Annotated in this window: 12 protein-coding genes, 1 tRNA gene and 1 pseudogene; 6 read left to right on the top strand and 8 right to left on the bottom strand. The window is 39.6% G+C overall.

Annotation, left to right across the window (positions count from 1 at the left end; genetic code table 11):
* Both HJC33_RS04960 and HJC33_RS04955 read right to left on the bottom strand, forming a co-directional pair.
* A complete protein-coding gene (locus tag HJC33_RS04960; RefSeq protein ID WP_171657697.1) occupies positions 1-909 on the bottom strand; it encodes a PorP/SprF family type IX secretion system membrane protein in 909 nt (302 codons plus the stop codon).
* An 85-nt stretch (positions 910-994) separates the two neighbouring features.
* Entirely contained in the window at positions 995-5,059 is a 4,065-nt protein-coding gene (locus HJC33_RS04955) for a gliding motility-associated C-terminal domain-containing protein (protein ID WP_171657696.1), read from the bottom strand.
* Positions 5,060-5,551: 492 nt separating this feature from the next.
* On the opposite strand from HJC33_RS04955, the gene HJC33_RS04950 reads away from it, so the two are divergent.
* A complete protein-coding gene (locus tag HJC33_RS04950; protein ID WP_171657695.1) occupies positions 5,552-7,660 on the top strand; it encodes a T9SS type B sorting domain-containing protein in 2,109 nt (702 codons plus the stop codon).
* A 64-nt stretch (positions 7,661-7,724) separates the two neighbouring features.
* A complete protein-coding gene (locus HJC33_RS04945; protein ID WP_171657694.1) occupies positions 7,725-8,063 on the top strand; it encodes a zinc-ribbon domain-containing protein in 339 nt (112 codons plus the stop codon).
* 1,150 nt (positions 8,064-9,213) lie between these two features.
* Here the strand turns inward: HJC33_RS04945 and HJC33_RS04940 are convergent.
* Entirely contained in the window at positions 9,214-10,458 is a 1,245-nt protein-coding gene (locus HJC33_RS04940; protein ID WP_246245494.1) for a site-specific integrase, read from the bottom strand.
* Positions 10,459-10,552: 94 nt separating this feature from the next.
* On the opposite strand from HJC33_RS04940, the pseudogene HJC33_RS04935 reads away from it, so the two are divergent.
* Positions 10,553-10,623 (top strand): annotated as a pseudogene (locus HJC33_RS04935).
* A gap of 102 nt (positions 10,624-10,725) precedes the next feature.
* On the opposite strand, the gene HJC33_RS04930 reads toward HJC33_RS04935, so the two are convergent.
* The 3 genes from HJC33_RS04930 to HJC33_RS04920 all read right to left on the bottom strand — a co-directional run bounded on the left by HJC33_RS04930 (position 10,726) and on the right by HJC33_RS04920 (position 12,623).
* Positions 10,726-10,799: transfer RNA gene (locus HJC33_RS04930), tRNA-Ile, on the bottom strand.
* Positions 10,800-10,859: 60 nt separating this feature from the next.
* On the bottom strand, positions 10,860-11,267 hold the full coding sequence (gene mce, locus HJC33_RS04925) for a methylmalonyl-CoA epimerase (RefSeq protein WP_171657693.1): 408 nt from the start codon (positions 11,265-11,267) through the stop codon (positions 10,860-10,862).
* 21 nt (positions 11,268-11,288) lie between these two features.
* Positions 11,289-12,623 carry an alpha-L-fucosidase gene (locus tag HJC33_RS04920; protein ID WP_171657692.1) on the bottom strand — a complete coding sequence of 445 codons (1,335 nt, stop codon included), beginning with the start codon at positions 12,621-12,623 and terminating at the stop codon, positions 11,289-11,291.
* A gap of 214 nt (positions 12,624-12,837) precedes the next feature.
* Here HJC33_RS04920 and rbfA point away from each other — a divergent pair, with 214 nt between their 5' ends.
* Entirely contained in the window at positions 12,838-13,233 is a 396-nt protein-coding gene (gene rbfA / locus HJC33_RS04915) for a 30S ribosome-binding factor RbfA (RefSeq protein WP_171657691.1), read from the top strand.
* A gap of 2 nt (positions 13,234-13,235) precedes the next feature.
* Complete coding sequence (locus tag HJC33_RS04910; protein WP_171657690.1) at positions 13,236-14,435, top strand: ABC transporter permease; 1,200 nt, start codon at positions 13,236-13,238, stop codon at positions 14,433-14,435.
* Here HJC33_RS04910 and dusB read toward each other — a convergent pair.
* Together dusB and HJC33_RS04900 are read right to left on the bottom strand one after the other, a co-directional pair.
* A complete protein-coding gene (gene dusB, locus HJC33_RS04905) occupies positions 14,432-15,424 on the bottom strand; it encodes a tRNA dihydrouridine synthase DusB (protein WP_171657689.1) in 993 nt (330 codons plus the stop codon). The two genes, HJC33_RS04910 and dusB, sit on opposite strands and share 4 nt — an antisense overlap.
* Positions 15,425-15,478: 54 nt before the next feature.
* Entirely contained in the window at positions 15,479-17,896 is a 2,418-nt protein-coding gene (locus HJC33_RS04900; protein WP_171657688.1) for an outer membrane beta-barrel family protein, read from the bottom strand.
* A 118-nt stretch (positions 17,897-18,014) separates the two neighbouring features.
* Here HJC33_RS04900 and lepA point away from each other — a divergent pair, with 118 nt between their 5' ends.
* Positions 18,015-19,811, top strand: coding sequence for a translation elongation factor 4 (gene lepA / locus HJC33_RS04895; RefSeq protein ID WP_171657687.1), 1,797 nt, complete (start codon positions 18,015-18,017; stop codon positions 19,809-19,811).
* Positions 19,812-19,818 lie beyond the last annotated feature (7 nt).

Below are 19,818 nucleotides of genomic sequence, written 5' to 3'. Positions count from 1 at the left end.
TTAAAAATATCTGGGAGATCTATACAAACGGGTCTTTTTGGGCAATCTTGGTTCAAAAATGAGAATGGCCTCGTGTGTCCCGCCGGAGTATGGTCTAATGGTTGAAGTGGGCACATCATAGGCATAGCCCAGTCGTATGTTCTTTGAGATTTGAAAGTCGACAAAAGCCCCAAAATTGGATGCATCATTGAACCGGTAAGACGCACCTACCCATAGTTTTTCATTGAATAAGAAACTAGAGGTAATATCGTAGGTGGAAGGTGCTCCATTCGTGAATTTTGTGATAAAAGCGGGACGGAACTTAATGTCCGCGGAAAGATCTAGGACGAGCCCCCCGATTGCATAATAGCTGTTTCGTTCCAAGGCTTGGAATTCCCCCTCGTTCAAATCGGTGTTCAAAATCCTGGGCGTAGAGAAACCAATGTACCACCTATTACTGCTCAAGTAAACCCCGGTGCCAAAATTTGGTTTCCAACTGTTGAAATTGGCATTGAAGAAGGGGTCGGTTATATCTGGGTTTTCCAATTTATAGTTGGTGAACCCCGCTTTTAGCCCAAATGAGAGCTTAACTTCCTCGGTCATGGGAACGGTATACGAGAAATCACCATATACATAGTTGGTGTTCTCAAAGCCCAATTGGTCAGAAATATAAGATAGACCCAGTCCCACACGTTCGTTGTTCATGGGAGTGTGGAACGAAAAGGTGCTAGTGGTCGGATTTCCGTTGAGACCAGCCCATTGGTTGCGGTGCAGAGCCGTTACATTGATTCCTTCCCTGCTTCCTGCATAAGCAGGGTTCACGGAAATGGTGTTGAACATGTACTGTGTGAACTGGGGCAGTTGTTGTCCACTTACAACAAGACCGCACAGGGCTATAATCGAGATTAGACATTTATGTATTGTTTTCATGCTTTCCATGGTTTAGTATTGCTATCAATAAATTGATGGCATATTAATTTGGGGTTCATAGGATTGTTATCTGTTGATGATTATATTAGTCCGCACCTAAATAAATGAATCCATTGATGGGTTCGACCTCATGGTTTTGGACCGTTATGATGTAATAGTATGTGCCGGAAGGTAAAGTACGCGAACTGCCAAAGGCATTGTTCGGGGAAAAACCGCTCCAATCATTTCTGTAATTGTCCGATTCGTATATGATTTGTCCCCATCGGTTAAACATCCGTAATCCGAACACATAGTTGCAGTACTCGCCCCCTTTGATTTCGAAGAAGTCGTTGACGCCATCCGAGTTGGCGGTTACCGTCTTCGAGGCAACAATCTCCGAGGCATTGCAAGGGACGCAATCACTGTTGACACGTATCGTAAAATCCATAAAGTATTTACAGGTCCCCTCGGTAGAGCTATAAGCGATTTGATGCTCCCCGATCCCAAAACTGGAAGGGTCGAAAGTGCTTCCATTCAAAGTTCCGTCCCCAGATACAACCTCAAATGTCCCATTGGTGTCGAAAGAAGATGGCAAATGACCAATGAGGTCAATACTGTCATCCTCGATGCAGATATCAATGGTCACCGACTCCCTTTCGGGTTGTACCACGGTAATGATCTGTTGGAACAGTTCCACGTTCCCACAAGAGTCGGTAACTTCCCAAAGACGTTCAATCATGAAGTCATCGGTATTTCCAGACAATATGGTCTCCTCGGTAAAATTCACCACATAGTCCCCACATCCCCCTGTAAAGAAAAGGTCGGGAACTGGTGGTATTTCCTCTCCACAGATGATGGTGATTTCCTCATCATAATCGGCCATAATAGGTCCAGTAGGCGGAACAGTAATGATTTGGATATGTGTGTTCTGGTTGCCAGCACAGTCCATTGCAGTCCATATCCTTGTAATGGTATAACCGATGGCACAATTAGAATCATTAGTAGTAGTTTCGTCAAAAACCACCTGCACATTGGAGTCGCAATTGTCCATTGCGGTCAACGTGGCAGCAATGGGCACCTCATTACAAGTGGTCGCAGTGTCGAAAGGCAAGCTTTCCACAAATACTGGAGCTTGTGTATCTACAACCATGATGTCTTGTTGGCAGCTCAAGGTATTCAATACGGTATCTTCACCTAAATCCCTGATGCCATTATTGTTGGCATCCTCATATTTGGTAATGGTATAGGTCCTAGCAATGGTTCTTGCAACACAGGTTCCCGTATCTGGACTATTGGAAGCGGTTATCTCAATGATTCCGCAAGGAATGTCCCCAATGGAACCATCGGCATTCCCCAAGGCCTCAAACTCCGCTTCGGTCAGACTTGTGGCTGATGGCAGGTCGTCATAACATTCCACGATCATGGCAGGGAATGTGGGACAAGTGACCTGAAACACACAGCAAATAGGGGCAATATCCGATACGGTCAATACACTACAGGTATTCACATCTTCAAAACTCACATTGTAATCTGTACCTGCCGGAATCGGGTCGGAAGTCCAGATGTTGCCAGTAAACACCCCGGGAGCACCTGTACCCGTAACAGTATAGGGTGGAGTGCCCGTAAGTTCTACTGTTAATGAATAATCGGCCCCTGAAACATTGCAAGTGGTGCTTTCGGAACCTATTTGAGCAAGTTCCGGGAGAAGGTCTATCTGTATCTGTACCGAATTTGAGTTTATCACAGTTGAAGTACAGAATTGGGGATTGAATTCATAGGTGGCTGTAAATATAGTAGTAGCGGTAACCGAAGCAGTGACTTGAGATCCCGTGCCCACGGTATTGCCCTGATTGTCCGTCCAGACAATATCAAATAGGCTTTCAGATAGGTCAATGGATAGGTCAACATCTCCACCGGGGGCACATAAGACACCATTACTATCTGCAGCTATGGATGGCTGTATCGGAGCCAGTATAAGTTCGATATTGGAATCCAAGCCATCACAAGGAGTACTTATACGGACTTGGTAATTGCCTTCAGGTACATTTTGAAAGAGATGATCGGTCACGGATGTGTCGGTCTCTACGTGTGTCTGTAGGGCAATTGACGGATTGGAGACATCAAATAATTCATAGGTCATAGGGTAAACGGGAGTACCTCCTGTGATTTCTGAGAATATAAAACCGGAAGAAGCATTACTGAGGTCACAGAAGGCACCGTTGCTAGTGGCAGTGATGTTTTGGAAAGGAGCTACGGTAACAGATGTTCGATATTCCCTATCATCATTACTTAGTGTGACGGCCGAAAAATTTTCATTCAGATTATTTGACCTAAAATTGATGTTGGTAAACCTTAAAATGTAATCTCCGGATGTAACATTGTTGAAAGTACCAGAAAGTCCATCAGGAGGAATGTCACCCTGTACCAGCATGCCAAGTCCGCCATTTCCATCATTGGTCCATAACTCGACACCTGCACGGTTATTTGTGGTACTTGCCACAAACCTGGGATCCATATCATAAACGATGCTGGAGGAATTTGCACATCCGTTGACTACATCTATCGATGGGTTATACTGGGAGGGGGTCGATACGGTATGTAAAAGCAGTCTTTGGTTGCCGCATACATCTGTCATGTTGATTTCATAATCACCAAGTGGTAGATCCCCTATATAAGATCGGTTTATAGAGGTGGTATAGACCACTGGGAAATCAATAGTATAGGATCCGGCCAAACTAAAGGGTTGGTTTGGTGTAATGGTCATACTGGACACAAACGGAACTGGACGTATCTCGTATGTGGTAGTGGGGATAGGAGCAGAACTTCCACCACTTTGCATTCTATCGATCACAATTGCTCCTGTTCCCTCCAAAATAGAACTTGACGTAAGTATCTCCGTTTCATTCAATGGATTTAGTTCATCAAGGGTATCAAATTCACGGGTTATGGTATGGCATGGATCGGTCCCGGTGACCCTATAATGTCCTTGGCCGGGCAAGGGAATGGAAAGTCTATGGTTTATGTTCAGGGAGCTGGTTGATAGGATAGTGACCCATGCGCCCGGTGAAATTTCCTGTTCTAGCGTTATGCTATTGGAAGCATTGGAACTACAAAAATAGGAAACAGCATCTTCGCCTCTGGCAATCCCTGTGAAACTTGCGGAAGTAACGTTGACCGAATGTGAGAAAGAACAGGTCGTAGCACTGTAGGACAATGATGGAATTACATTCAGATGGTCATTGTCCATGGCCGGGGCAGCATCCGTTGTTCCAAAAGTATCACAACCATCATTGAATATGAGCTCATAGGTGTCATTTTCAGTCAAGCCCGGGGGATAGTTGAAGTTTACTGTTCTCCCGTTGATATTAACGAATGATAGGTTTTGAGGTGTTCCTCCATTGATACTGATGGTGGCGTTGCCCGGGAGTTGCACCGCGTTCTGCCCGTCTGTAGAATAGACAAATATGGCAAAGTCCACATCAAATCTATCACATTCCGGTAAGCACCTTCTACTATAATTGGCGATGTAATAGTTTGATGCTGCTGTATTGTTTGTGACTATTACCGGATCTTGTGTTTGGGATACACCACATCCCACATCAGTGACCGTAAAGGAAATCGCTTCCCCACCTTCCATATTTCCAAAAGTATGAGAAGTATTTGCCGTAGGGCCGAAGCTTTGAGGTCCAAAACTTGAGGTTACTTCATATAGAAAAGGGCCTGTACCCCCATTATCAATGGTAATTGCCAAAGTTCCATTTGGAGTGTATTGGCCGGCCGCACTTCGACAACTTGGCGCTTGGTTCGTACTTGAAATGTTCATATTTTGGTAGGTGGTGGTCACCTGAACCGGATTGTTAGGATAGGGTATTTCCGTTGGACCATTGACCAATCTTACGGTATAGTCCCCCACGGCCAAGGAGTTAAAATCAACAGGGCCTCCGTTCGAAGGAATGTTTCGAATGGTCTCCACTCCGCTAGGGTTGGTCAATATGGCCTGCCATCCAATACAGGGTGGGCCTCCTGGAAGTGACAGGCTTATGGTTCCATCCGCAGGGCAATTTCCAGGGATCATCGTTGCAGTAAAATTATCCGCGTCGCATTGTGCGTGTGTCGCAATAACAACTGAAATCCATATGAAAACAAGATAAAGTAGGCGTTTTAAATCCATGATCAAGAATTTAGGTTCGATGATGATTGGGTTTACATATTGAATCGATAAAACATGTTTTTTGCTTGTAATCAATTCGTTATCAAAGGTATGCAGGCAAGTAAGCGATGGAAGTATATTATCCTTTAATAGGTAATTTCTATTTGTTTAAAGGCTATATCCTTTTTCTTTTCGGAAAGGCAATTTAAGATAGACTTTTGCAGTTTGTCCGAAAAATCGAACGGTACATCCGTTATGGACATGTCGGGGTATTTTGTTTCGAAACTTGTTTTTTGATAAAACCCAATGTGCAGTTTTTACTGCTTTGGCCTGTTCATAATAAGGCTATGAATGTTTTTCCAAAGAATGGGTGAAACATTCCGTTAAAAGGACATGGGATTGTTTCTGTAAAGGCTTGCCCTAGTTTTATGGGTTATAATAAGCCATATTTTGGTCAAGAATCAATATCCCTTGTCTAAGATTAAAAAATGCTCCATAGTACGGACAAGCTTAATGGTTGCACTTCTTTTTTTTCCTTGTGCAGCTTTCACCCAAATTACGTTGGATCATAATGTTGGTGACATAGTGCCCAGTCCCAAGTTTTTCTGTAATCCTGCAAACAATTGGGGTAGGGTTTTTGAGCTGCAAGATTTCGGTGTTTCCCAAAATAGTGGACTAACGATCAATGGAGCCGAGATTAACATCGCTCTTGGAATCTTCAATAGGGATCCAATTTTTGTGCGCTTCAACGTCTATATAATTGATGATGATTTTCCGGATTCTTTCCCACAGGCCAATTTGCTTGGGTCTAGCCAGACTGTGGAACTCAATGATCCCTCAGTCGTTTTTGGAACAGGTTCTTTTCAAAATTTGACTATCTATTTTGATGATCCCATAGTTGTGCCAAATAATACAAATCGCATCCTTATTGAAGTAGAGGAAACCATTACAAGACCCAATGTGATATTCATTGCAAGCACTGAGGATGAAACTGGGCCATCCTGGTTTCATCCTGTCGGATGTGCTCCGTTTACCTATGCAACAACAACTGAATTTGGGTTTCCGGATGCAAACTATTATCTCAAGGTCTTTGGTGAGCTTAGTTCTACTGAGGAACCTGAGATAGAACATAAAACCAATTGCACTGACCTTAAAGTAGATTTTAACCTTACCAATATTGATGGTATTGTCGAGGTCCAATGGGATTTTGGGGATGCTGATTCGGGAACAAGTAATAATGCCACGGATCTTGAACCACTACACGAGTTCACCTTAGCGGGAATTTATACTGTCATGGTGACGGTAACGACCAATACCGGGAGGCAATTCAATATTGTGAAATCTGTTGAAGTTTCTGATCCAGTACGAGCATATCCCGTAAGTACTTTTTTTTCATGTGAAGAAATTCAAGGATCAGGAATTTCTTCGACATTTGATACATCAAACGTAGAGGCCACAGTTTTAGGAGGACAAACAGGTTTGGAGGTTTTATATTTTGATATTGAAGGTAATCCATTGCAGTCTCCGCTTCCCAATCCGTTTCAAAATACGGAACCTAAAAGCCAAACAATTATCATAAGGGTCACGAATCCTAAAACCGATTGTTTTGCCGAGACCCTTCTCCAGTTTGAGGTGCTGTCAATACCAGTGATCAATAAACCTCTTAATCTCTACGCTTGTGATGAGGGTGGGGGCTATGCTACTTTTGACATTACTGATATTGAATTACAGTTAATAGATGGACAAACTGGTGTTGAGATTGCATATTTTGATATGGACGGCAACAAGCTTCCAAATTCTTTGCCGACAATATACCAGAACAATGTCCCTTTTCGGGAGACCATTTTTGTGAGAATAACCAATGAAAAAGATTCAGAATGTTTTTTTGAAACCAGTTTTGACCTGATTGTCAGTGAACCTCTGGATATTGGATTGGAAGAAGAATATCATTTGTGCCATCCCGAAACCAAATTGACATTAACCGCAGATACCGCATGGGATTTTTGGCAATGGCAGGATGAAGAAGGAGATGTATTATCAAATTCGTATGAAGTAGTCTTGACAACAGGGGGTAATTATTCTCTTTCTGTTGGCAAAGCAGATAACGGTATTCGTTGCGATAAAACATTTTTATTTACTGTTAAAGAATCCCAGATTCCAATAATTGAAGAGGTTCGCATCAGTGATTTTTCAACAAATAACACGGTGGAAGTGCTTACCTCGAAAACAAATAATGTTGAATATTCGATTGACGGATTGTATTACCAGCAAGGCAATATTTTCTCAAATGTTCCAGGCGGGACCCATAGCATATTTGTTAGAAATATTGATGGATGTGGAACCGTTACAAAGGAGATATTTGTTTTGGATTATCCGAAGTTTTTTACCCCCAATAACGATGGAGTGAATGATTACTGGCATATAGATGATATTCAAGGATTTTCCGATGCCAATATCCAAATTTTTGATAGGTATGGTAAGTTCTTGATACAGTTGACAGCCAACGAAATTGGGTGGGATGGAACCCTAAATGGACGAAGATTGCCCTCAAGCGATTATTGGTTCGTTCTGAGTTTGAAGGATGGTAGAATTATAAAAAAACATTTTACCTTAAAACGATGACAGTCCTAAATTAGACTTGAAATAATACACGTAGATAAAATAAATTCTTAAAACCAATCTTACTATGAAAATTCTTGGATCTAGATCAAACTACATCGGCGCATTAAAATTGAACGATGTTAAATGTAATTTTTGCGAAAAAAAAGAAACCCAGAACATTATAGAATTTGGGAGTTGTTTCCATATTTTTTTGGTACCCATGTTCCCTTTAGGAAGGGAAACATTTATGGAATGTGAGCATTGCAAAAGGAAGATAAAGAAAAGTGAGTTCAATTATGAGCTCAAAAAGATATATTATGAAAATGGTCTAAAACTTCGAAGACCATGGTGGCATTGGGCAGGATTCATCTTGATATTATTGGTCTTCATTTTTTATAATACTTGGAAATTGATTGACAGATAGCCAAAACATTATTAAAGATCAATTAATCGTGATGTTTGTCCATTATGCGTTTACGCAATTCAATAAATAAAATTTGAATCTAATTATCTCTCTCTACTTTTTACTTGGCAACCCTCGAAATCGAAATAAGTTTTAAACTACTGATTTTTTATCAAGAAGGAAGAGAATCAGTACTCATGGCATTTTGAATTCAATTGGTGTTAAATGGTTTAATATAATATTTTTAATACTCTAGTTCTCTTTGATTTTTAACAATCAATAGAACTTAACACGTTTTAGTGAAATATGATAGATTTGAAAGGCACAAGGTGTTTACTTTTTTTGTCCTGCCAGCAGGACGAGGAATGTAAAGCAAGAGGGTAACACGCCAATGCGATGTTGTTAAACATAATTATTTGAAATTGAGAAACTTAGCATAGTCTATCAAAATGACACCTTTCCCTTTTTACATTAAAAAGCTCGGCAACTCCTATTTTATATACAATTTTTGATGTAAAAATCAAATTTCAAGATGTGTCATTGTCATGACAAATCTTGCTTTTGCTCCCGTAGGTTGCAAAAGAGAACTATACATAAGGAAACCACATATAGAAGGAAAAGGCGAGCAAAACAGGGTTTTGCGCTGCAAGCCCCAAATCATACCAAGGACTAATACTACTGAGCGGGGAAATGGTTATTTACAGTAAAAATTCCCTGTAATTTCGATGGTTTCCAAAGCATTTACAGCAAACTCTCCTTTTTAACGGACTTTATTTTTGACTCCCGATTTTGATGTAGAGTTGAAATTACGCACAATCGTTATCTCCAATGGAAATGTAAATTGTCACAATCTTTTCCGGTACTCACGGGCTTTACTAAAAGAATTGTCACAACTTTTTGGAATCATCCAATGTTTGCAGTTTTATTCAAAGCATTATGTTTACTGGTCTTTCGGCCAGAAATTGATAACGTAGCACCGCTTTAGCGCGCTACCCTCTCGCTATCCCTAACAACTCCTTCCTGTCATTGTTTGGAATACCTTTGGCTAATTAAAAGTAGAATGCGCCCTATGGTATTTTTGCCTTACGCTTATCTATCTGAACACTACAAAAATCCCGTAGGATCCATGCGCAAAGTTTAGAGGTAAGAAATGGGACAAACAAAGAACAACCTATAATTCAACTAGTTTTTTGTTGTAATCATCCAATATTTCACTTGGTAAGGATTTCAGGTATACTTGAGTGGTGGATAATCGATTGTGACCAAGCATTGCCGAAATCGCTTGTAAGGGAACATCCTGCAACATGGCTTGTGTAGCAAAACTGTGACGTGACACATAAGATGTCAACCTCTGCTCTATATTACACTTAACCGCAATCTCTTTAAGTCCTTTATTATATCTTTTTCTGGCCCATAAAACATCTTTGTACTGGAGTTCAAAAATTTCTCTTTTGATTATGGGGAAGATAAAGTCAGATTTTTGCTTGTTGCTAAGATAAAATGAAAGTATTTCTTTTAGTTGAGGAGTAACACTTATATCATAGGGTTTAGAAGTTTTTCTTCTCTGGAATTTAAGACGATTATCAACAATATTTTGGACTTTCAGAAATGCCAAATCCATAAATGAGATTCCATAGAGCATATAAGATGCCAGGAAATAGTTTCTATAATGAAACAAGCTATCCGATTCTTTCAGTTTTAAAAGCATTATGGATTTAATACTATCAGCATCAAGAGCTCTTTTTTCTGTAGGAGCTGTTTTAATTCTGTAATGGGTGAAAGGATAAGCGTCTCTGGCAACTACATCTGATTTAATGGCTTTATTGAAAATTGCCTTAATCGTCCTCATATAAGTAGAAAGAGCGTTTACGGAATTTCCACGTGAGAAATGCCAGTTCTCAAATCTTTTAAGAAAATCATAATTAATTTCGTTAAACTTAATATCATTTCCTTTCGTGAATTTTTCCAGTACTTTGATTACAGCATGGTACGTATTTGCATTTCCAAAACGTTCTGCCTTTTTTAAATCATCTATAATACATTTACTATATTCAATAAATGATTTATAAGAGGAGGTTTTTACAATTTTATTTTTTAGTTGTAGAATTGATAAAAAGTCGAGTTCGTCCTTTTCATGTAGGTCATTGATTATATCCACAGCTCTGGTTTTTTCTTTCAAGAGCAGATTATTCAATTTGCTTACTGACGAAGTGCCTTTGTAAGCTCTTTTTATTTTCTCGTTTTTAGTGTCCCAATATTCTTTGCTCACAGACTGTCCTAAACTTATAGAGGTGGTTTTACGAAAATGTGTCAATCGTAAAATGATAGGATAGGAGGCATCCTTTTTCTGCCTTCGTGTATCCAAAGAAAGTTTTACATTAGTATTCATCCCATTCAAAGATAGAAAAATTTGCATGCAATTTGCACGCAAATAATCGATTTCCTTTGAATTCAATTCATATTATTTTTTTTTAATCCATTTAAAATCAATTAAATATGTGCTAATTCGTAATTGATTGACATTTAAATCCTCTTTCTGGCAGGCAAGAGGCCACCGGTTCGAATCCGGTATTCTCCACCAAATTTAACAACCTATCCTAACCGGATAGGTTTTTTTATGCGATATGAATTCTTGTTGCTTTATAAAACCAAAAAACCTTCCTTTTAAAAGGAAGGTTTTTAGTGGTCCCACATGGGCTCGAACCATGGACCCCCTGATTATGAGTCAGGTGCTCTAACCAACTGAGCTATAGGACCCGCAATTTTGCGGATGCAATATTAGCATTTATTTTGCTATACCGCAAGGTTTTAACGCGGCTACTCTTCTTTTATTTCTTGGCATAGCTCCACAAGTACCCCATTGGTCCCCTTGGGATGCAAAAATGCCACCAACTTATTGTCCGCTCCCCTTTTTGGTGTTTCATTTAGCACAACAAACCCTTTAGCTTTGAGTCGCGTAATTTCTGATTCGATGTCTTCGACCGCAAAGGCAACATGGTGGATTCCCTCTCCCTTTTTTTCCAGAAATTTTGCAATGGGGCTATCCGGCTTTGTGGCTTCCAACAATTCTATTTTGTTGGGACCAGATTTAAAAAACGAGGTTTTTACTCCTTCAGATACCACCTCCTCAATCTTATAATGCGAAGTACCTAAAAGTTTGGCAAATAAATCATTGGAAGCTTCCAGGTTCTTTACAGCAATCCCTATGTGTTCTATTTTATCCATTTCTTCAAAATTTTGTTTCCTTTAATTGCTCTCTATCACTTGACCGTCTTCTCGATATAAATTGATTTCCCCATCCAATAGTACAGCCAGTACCGTCATATTTTCATCCAAAACATATTCTGGAACCTTGATATATTTGATGCCAGGATAAGAACTCCAATACGCTTTCCCTACCAGTTGATGTTTTAGTTTAGCTCCTTGGCCTACTACCCATATCCGATTGATCTTGTTTTTGATTCCCCTGAGCACCACATCTCCACCCGGGTTTCCTTTTACAAATAGATATAGAACTTTTTTGTCCTTGGATAACGTTGAAGGGCCATAAAAATGTTCTTTTGGAATGCCAGATAGGGTGCCGTAGATAGCTTCGCTATGTTTTTGTGTCCATCTTCCCAGACTCTTTAATAGATGCACCTGTTCTTGTGGAATACCTCCGTCTGCCTTAGGGCCTATATCCAGAAGCAAATTTCCTCCGTTGGCAATTACATCAGCAAAGATGCCTATAACTTGATTAGCCGTTTTGTAATTTACATCTGTTCTCTGGTAGCCCCAAGAATCATTCAAAGTCATACATAACTCCCAATATTTGTTTTGGGGTTTTGTAATGGGCATTCCCTGCTCTGGCGTTGCATAATCACCGTGACCTTTTAATCTAGAATTAAGTATGGTGTTGGGATTATTGTCCAACAACATCTGTTTTACCTTTTGCGCCTGCCATTCATCGGTACTGTGCTCCCAGTCCCCATCAAACCAATATAAATCTGGATTATATTTTTCTGATAGTTCTTTAAGTTGTCCTTGATAATAATTTAAAAACTTAATCCATCGCAGGGGTTCTTTTTTTATGGTATATCGAATTGAATCTCTGGTAAAATGCGTATAATCATCATAAGACCAGTCTGGTAGTGAATAATATATTCCTACTTTGAGGTTTTCTTTGCGCAACTTTTTTACAAATGGCGAAAGCACATCTTTTTGGGCCACGGCAGTTTTTACTACATTTAAATTACCATATTTAGTATCCCAAAGGGCAAATCCATCGTGATGTTTAGCTGTAATAACGGCATATTTGGCACCACTTTCTTTAATAAGGTCTACCCATTGTTGCGGGTTATAATTTTTGGCCGAAAAACCTTGTGCTTGTTCTAAATAATCTTGATGGGAAATGTATCCATTAAAAAAGGACCATGACTCATCAATTCCGTCAACCGCATACAATCCCCAATGAATAAAAATACCCAGCTTCGCATCTTTAAACCATTGCATCTTTTTCTGTTGAGTCAAAATGGAATCATGTATCTGTGAGCTGGCCGGCCAGATGGACAACATCAATAATATGATTAATAGTTTCTTCATGCTTGGTTATGCTTTATAGTGTTATATACTTCTTTGGGGTGATTCAAAAATCAAATAAGACACTATCTTTCATAACAAATATAGTATTGGAGTAAAGATGAAAAAGGTTTTTGAGCCTTTATATGACTTTTGGCATTGCCTAAAAAAATAAGAAATCAAACAACTAATTAAATGTAATTCTTTTGGTTAGTACTAATTCGGTAATTTTGCTCTTATGGAAGAAACGCAACGGCAGAAGAAAATAGGGGGAATCATCCAGCAGGATTTAGCAGATATTCTACAAAGGGCAGCTACGGATGGGGGACTTAAAGGAACTCTCATCTCGATTTCTAAGGTATATGTGACCATAGATCTTTCCATTGCCAAAGTGTATGTAAGCATCTTCCCAAATAAAGATGCCCAAGAACTTTTAAAGGGCATTAAAGCCAATCAAGTGGCCATTAGGCATGAACTGGCCCAGCGCACCAAACACCAATTACGCCGTGTGCCAGAGTTGATTTTCTTTTTGGATGACTCTTTGGAGTATATTGATAATATTGAAAAATCCCTAAAAGGAGAAGAAAACCCTATTGAAAACAGGGATTTATTGGATAAACGAAAGAAATCCTGATTTTGAACTTTCCCTTCTATATCGCCAAGCGCTATTTAGTTTCAAAAAGCAGTCAGAATGCCATCAATATCATCAATTTTATCACCTTTTTGGTCATTGTAATTGGTTCTGCAGCTTTATTTGTAGTGCTTTCGGCCTTTGCAGGACTTAAAACTTTCAGTCTCTCCTTCACCAATACCTTTGATCCTGATCTTAAAGCAATTCCAGCAACTGGTAAATATTTTTCTTTTACGGACGGAGATACAAATGCACTACAAAGTGTAAATGGCATTGCCAATTATTCCAAAGAGCTTGAAGAAAGGGCCTACCTTACCTTTAGAGATAAAAGTTGTATCGCTTATATAAAAGGTATAGATGAAAATTATCGGTCTGTTACTGGGGTGGACAGCACCTTATATTTTGGCAATTGGGGCGTGAATGAATTGAACGCCGTACTTGGAATTGGAATTTATAACCAACTTGCCGTTCCTTTGAACAATTACCAAAGTCCACTAACAGTTCTGGTGCCCAAACCAGGTAAGGGTTCTATTACGCAACAGAGCAAGCCCTACAATCAATTAAACGTTTCGGTGAGCGGCGTATATTCTTTGGAAGAAAATCTGGATAAAAAATATGCTTTTACCGAGCTTCCTTTGGTGCAGGCTTTGTTGGAAAAGGACAGCACACAAATTTCTGGAGTCAATTTTAAGCTTGCAGATGGGGCTGATTTGGATGAGGTTCAAAAAGGCATAAGTAATGCTTTGGGCAACAAGGTTTTGGTGTTAACCCGTCAACAATTGAACGGCACGCTGCACCGTATGCTCAATACTGAAAATTTGGCTACATACCTCATTTTTACCTTGGTATTGATTATAGCACTTTTTAATGTGGTGGGAGCCATCATCATGATGATTTTGGACAAGCAGCAAAACTCCAAAACACTGTTCAGCCTCGGAGCAACCATTAAAGAACTTCGTAGGGTTTATTTTATTCAAGGGCTGCTGGTTACTTCTTTGGGAGGATTGATCGGTGTTTTGATAGGATCACTCTTGATTTTATCCCAAATGATGTTCGGTTGGTTAAAAATAACCCCTTCCCTTGCCTATCCTGTTGAGTATGATTTTATGAATTTGTTGCTAGTATTGGCTACCATTGTGGTTTTGGGCTTTATCAGCTCTAAAATTGCCAGCAGTAGAATCACAAGAAAACTGATTGCCATCTAAGCAAACTGATAATCGCCAAATTTCTCCAAAACCTCATCGAAAGCGGCAAAAACATCTGCAGAATCATCACTTGTCACCATTTTCATGCGATATTCTTTAAAATGTGGTATACCTTTGAAATAGTTGGTATAATGCCTTCGGGTTTCAAAAACCCCAAGCTTTTCACCTTTCCAGTCGATGGACATCTGTAAATGTCTTCTAGCGGCTTCCACGCGCTCTTCCATGGTTGGAGGAGGTAAATGGGTTCCTGTTTTAAAATAGTGCTTTACTTCCTTAAAAAACCATGGATTCCCAATGCTGGCCCTTCCGATCATAGCTCCGTCCAAACCAAATTCATCGCGCATTTTAACCGCAGCTTCCGGGGTATCCACATCACCGTTCCCAAAAACAGGAATGTGCATTCTTGGGTTGTTCTTTACTTCGGTAATGGGTTTCCAGTCTGCTTGGCCCTTGTACATCTGTACCCGGGTCCTGCCATGTATTGAAATAGCTTTGATTCCCACATCTTGCAGTCTTTCAGCCACCTCAACAATTTTTATGGAGTTTTGGTCCCAGCCCAAACGGGTTTTTACAGTAACTGGAAGCTTTGTTCTTTTTACCAAAGCTTCTGTCAACTTTACCATTAATGGAATGTCCCTTAAAATCCCTGCGCCCGCATTTTTACAGACCACTTTTTTTACAGGACAGCCAAAATTAATGTCGATAATGTCAGGATTCGATTTTTCCACAATGTCCACCGCTTGCAACATGGAATCTAGCTCTGCTCCAAAAATCTGGATGCCCACCGGGCGTTCTTTTTCATAAATATCCAATTTGATGACACTTTTGGCGGCATCACGAATCAGACCTTCCGAGGAAATGAATTCTGTGTAGACCACATCTGCCCCTTGTTCTTTGCACAAAGCACGAAAAGGAGGGTCACTCACATCTTCCATTGGAGCAAGAAGGAGCGGAAAATCAGGAAGTTCTATATTTCCAATTTTTGGCAAATCCAGTCATTTTTGGACAGCAAAAATACAAAATACCCTAAAATCAATAGCTTATTAGTCCGTTTTGAGCCTCTCTCGCTCTTTTTTATCGATGCCCCTCTCGTTATCCTGCAGTCTAAAGTTTCCAAAATTGTAGACTAAACCAAATCTGATAAATTGGGTTTCTGGACGTATTTTATAAAAGTTATTCTGGTTTAAATAGCGAGAAGTATACGTTGGGTTATAGCGTTCCAGCAGATCTTCAGCGGCCACTGAAACTATAAATCTATTGTCGAAAAAGGATTTCCGCAATCCAACTGTAAGATTCAATTGTTCATCCGTGGTAAAAGAACCGAACAAAAGCTTGGAAATATAGGTAGTTGTTAGCTCACCTGTGAAACTACCATCTTTTGAAAGTGTAAAATAATTGGCTAAATATCCATAAACTCCTTCCACTTCAGCCGTAAAGGGTTGATTATTGCTTTCAACGGCCAAAAAGGTTTCCTCCTCATGAAAAAGAGAGGTATATGCATATAGGAACCAAGAGGACAAAATGGACTTGCTCACGGTAAAATCCAAGCCATAGGACTTGCTCCCTATCACATTCTGCTGCAAATCTACCAGAGTTTGATTTTCATTGTCCTGAAAAACCAAACCTGCTATATTTTCCCCGTTGTCTCGATAATAGATATCGAAAAAGAACTCGCTATTTAGGGTATAATTAAGGTTAAAATTGTTACTGAAGCTAGGACGCAATCTTGGATTTCCTTCCACAAAATCATTTTCATTGAAGAAAAGGCGAAAAGGATTTAAATCAGCATATTTGGGTCTATCCACGTTTCTACCATAGTCAAAAGAGATACTGTGCTTGTCCGAAGGCGAATACAGCAAATAAACCGATGGAAAAGCTTCAAAGAAATTTTGTTCAATGGTTTCGTTCAGGGTAATCGAGGTTCCTTGCGCATCTGTAAGTTCTCCTCGCAAACCCAATTTCATAGACCATTTATCCCAGTTTTTCACGAAACTGAAATACCCTGCATATACATTTTCATCATACTCATATCTGTCAGATAAAGAAGTATTCACAGAATTGCTAGAACCTGTGAAATTGAAAAAATCCATATAACTTTTTGATATAATGGAGGAGACTTTTGCTCCCGTTTCTATGGAAGCAGAACCTATGGGTGATGAGTAATCTGTTTGTCCTGTAAAAATTTGAATGTCTTGTTCTGAATTTGTATTGAAACCAAAACCCCTTGATAACGTGCCATCAGCATTAAAATAATCCGAGTTCAAATCTTGAAAAGATTGACCATTGTAATAGGTATAATGCCCATTAAAGGTCAAGCGAGCGCCAGGTTTTTTCAGTTTGTGCACATAAGAAAGATCAAACGCCAAATTGGTATTGTCAAAATCCATGGCGTTCATTGAGGTAAATGTGGAATCCAATTGATTCTGTCCATCCCTAATTGTTCCATTTAAAGAAATATCTCTTTCGCGACCTGGGTTGAATACCACGTTGGAGGTTAAATTCAATGAATTGCTGTCATCAAAATCATAATCAAGAATGAAATTGGCATTATGAGAGATGAACTTATTAACCTGTTTGTACTTTGTGTCCCATTGAGAAAACACCTCATCAGTATCATTTATAAAATTGATGCCTTTGGTGGTCTTTTTTATTTCTTTTTGCGGGTTGATGTTGTAATTGGCAAACAAATTCAGTTTTTCTGTTTTATAATAATGGCTCGTTCCCATGCTAAACTTTGGAAAAACTGCCTGGGTATAAGTTCCATTAAGGCTTCCTTTGTAACCAGGAACAATATTTTTACTGGTCACAATATTTAAAATCGGACCATCTCCGGCATCGTACCGTGCTGGAGGATTGGCAATAACTTCAACGGATTTTATATTGATTCCTGAAAGCCCTTGCAATAAATCCTGTACTTCTTGGCTGGACAGTTGCACTTTTCTATCATTAAGATACACCGTCGCATTCTGTCCCCTAACCAACAATTCATCTTGGTTAACAATGACCCCAGGAGTACTTCTTAAGATATCCCAAGAAGTTCCTTGAGAAATTACTGTGTTTTCAACTGAAAAGACTAGTCTGTCTGCCAATTTTTGTAATTTAGGTCGTTGTGCCGTGACCACAACCTCATCCAATTCATTGGTTTCCAGTGAAATCACCAGCGCACCCAACGAAATACTTTGTTGGATGTCCAATGCCAAGGGCTTAGAGCCTCTCCCTACATAACTGGCTTGTAGGAGGTATAAATCTGGTTCTACATCCTCCAAGATAAATTCTCCCAAATCATCTGCAGATGTTCCTTGGACAAAGGTTGTATCTGTAGCTTGAAGCAAAAGAATATTGGCGTAGGGAATAATCTGGTTCTGCTGATCAATCACCTTTCCTGTAATCTGGTATGTCTGTCCAATCAAACAATTGGAAAACAAAAAAACCAAAAAAGGAACGTAGGTAATGCGCTTCATTTAAAGATGGGGTTATATATCAAATCTAAGAAATTATTTTTGAGCAGTTCACAGGTGTTTAAAACAGCTATATTTGCAGATGCTTATCAACCTACTAAAATGCTGAGCAACTGTTGGTATGGAAAAGATTAGAAATTTTTGCATTATTGCACATATAGATCACGGCAAAAGTACCCTTGCAGATCGGTTATTGGATTATACAGGGTCTGTTACGGAGCGTGAAAAACAAGACCAGCTTTTAGACAATATGGATCTTGAAAGGGAACGTGGCATCACCATAAAGAGCCATGCCATTCAAATGGAATATGTGCATGAGGGAGAAACATATACTCTTAACTTAATTGACACTCCTGGCCACGTAGATTTTTCCTATGAAGTATCTCGTTCAATCGCTGCTTGTGAAGGTGCTCTTTTAGTGGTTGATGCAGCTCAAAGTATTCAGGCACAGACCATTTCAAATTTGTATTTGGCCCTAGAAAATGATTTGGAGATTATTCCAGTGCTCAACAAAGTTGATTTACCCAGTGCAAACCCTGAAGAAGTTACCGACGATATCGTAGATCTTTTAGGTTGTAATCCTGAAGAAGTTATTCCCGCCAGTGCCAAAACCGGACTGGGAATTGAAGATATACTCACTGCCATCATTGAGCGCGTTCCTGCACCTGAAGGTAATTTAAATGAACCCTTACAGGCCTTGGTCTTCGATTCTGTATATAATCCTTTTAGGGGTGTTGAAACTTACTTTAGGGTTGTAAATGGTGAAATTAAAAAAGGGCAACGTATAAAGTTTGTTGCCACAGGAAAATCATATGACGCCGACGAAATTGGCACTTTAAAACTCACTCAGGTTCCAAAAAATAAAATTTCCACAGGTGATGTGGGCTATCTTATCACAGGTATAAAGGATGCTCGTGAGGTTAAAGTTGGTGATACCATTACGGATTCCAACAATCCAACACAAAATGCAATCGAAGGTTTTGAGGATGTAAAACCTATGGTTTTTGCCGGAATTTATCCCGTGGACACCGAAGATTTTGAAGAATTGCGATCCTCCATGGAAAAATTGCAGCTCAATGATGCTTCACTGGTATTTACACCTGAAAGTAGTGCTGCACTAGGTTTTGGTTTTCGATGCGGATTCCTGGGGATGCTACACATGGAAATCATCCAAGAGCGTTTGGAGCGGGAATTCAACATGACAGTAATAACAACGGTTCCCAACGTTAGTTACCACGCGTATACCACCAAAGATAGGGAGACTGCTGTCATTGTCAACAATCCCTCAGATTTGCCAGACCCCTCTACTGTGGACCGGGTGGAAGAGCCCTATATTAAGGCAACCATCATTACAAAATCAGATTTTGTAGGAAATGTAATGTCTCTTTGTATTGAAAAAAGAGGACAAATTACCAATCAGACGTATTTGACCACAGAACGGGTTGAACTTATTTTTGATATGCCTTTGGCAGAAATTGTCTTTGATTTTTATGACCGATTGAAAACTGTTTCAAAAGGTTACGCTTCTTTTGATTACACTCCTATTGGTATGCGGGTTTCTAAACTGGTGCGGGTAGATATTCTTTTAAATTCGCAGCCTGTGGATGCTTTATCTGCTTTGGTACATTTTGATAATGCGCACACTATCGGTAAAAAAATGTGCGAAAAACTAAAAGAGCTTATCCCAAGGCAACAGTTTGACATTCCTATTCAGGCAGCTATTGGTTCCAAAATCATTTCCAGAGAAACCATAAAAGCGTTACGTAAAGATGTTACGGCCAAGTGTTACGGAGGTGATATTTCCAGAAAGCGAAAACTATTGGAAAAACAGAAAAAAGGTAAAAAGCGTATGCGCCAAGTAGGCAATGTGGAAATACCTCAGCAAGCGTTTATGGCCGTTTTAAAGTTGAATGACTAATTCTTTT

The organism is Flagellimonas amphidinii (assembly GCF_013090115.1).
GTDB lineage: Bacteria > Bacteroidota > Bacteroidia > Flavobacteriales > Flavobacteriaceae > Flagellimonas > Flagellimonas amphidinii.
This window is presented reverse-complemented; position numbering and strand designations above follow the sequence as displayed.